The sequence below is a fragment of the Marivirga aurantiaca genome, from assembly GCF_016679925.1.
Lineage (GTDB): Bacteria > Bacteroidota > Bacteroidia > Cytophagales > Cyclobacteriaceae > Marivirga > Marivirga aurantiaca.
Window position 1 is genome coordinate 1 of record NZ_JAEQBW010000035.1, and the last position, 713, is coordinate 713.

Below are 713 nucleotides of genomic sequence, written 5' to 3' on the forward strand. Positions count from 1 at the left end.
GGGACCGGCAACTACACTTTCACTCTTGGAGGGGATGCCGCAGCAACACAAACACAGCCGGGGGCAATCTATCGCTTCAACAACCTTTCTGCTGGAAACTATACTATTGACCTGGAAGATGCCAACAGCTGTTCAATTGTACAACAAAACGTCACTTTGACAGAGCCTGTGGCACTTACTGCTACTGCTGCCATAACAAGCAATTTCAATGGTGCCGAGCTTAGTTGCTTTGGGGCATCTGATGGGGAGATTACCACCACGGCAGGAAACGGGTCGGGAGGATACACTTATGTCCTCAACGAAGAGCCCACTAACACCACCGGGGATGCCAATGGTATTTATACCGGACTGGCGGCCGGAAGCTACACTGTAACTGTCACTGACAATAACGGATGTTCAGCTACAACTACTTCTATTGTTATTGATAATCCTGTCGATGTGGACGTTACAGCCGCTGCCAGCAATATCAGCTGCAATGCGGCCGGTGATGGATCTGTAACCGGGTCGAGTTCTGGAGGCACGGGAACTTTGGTGTATGACCTGGAGGATGACCTTGGTAATGCAATTGCCAACACTACCGGTGATGCCTCAGGGACCTACACAGCTTTGGCTGCAGGAACTTATCGGGTAAGGGTGACTGATGACAATGGGTGCACCTCTACAAGCAACAATGTGGTGGTCAGCGAGCCTGCTGTATTGTCTGCATCTACTAC

1 pseudogene is annotated in these 713 nt (G+C 50.6%); it reads left to right on the forward strand.

The features are described 5' to 3' along the window. Window positions 1-713, forward strand: a pseudogene (locus JKA74_RS20675) (hypothetical protein); the annotation flags it as partial.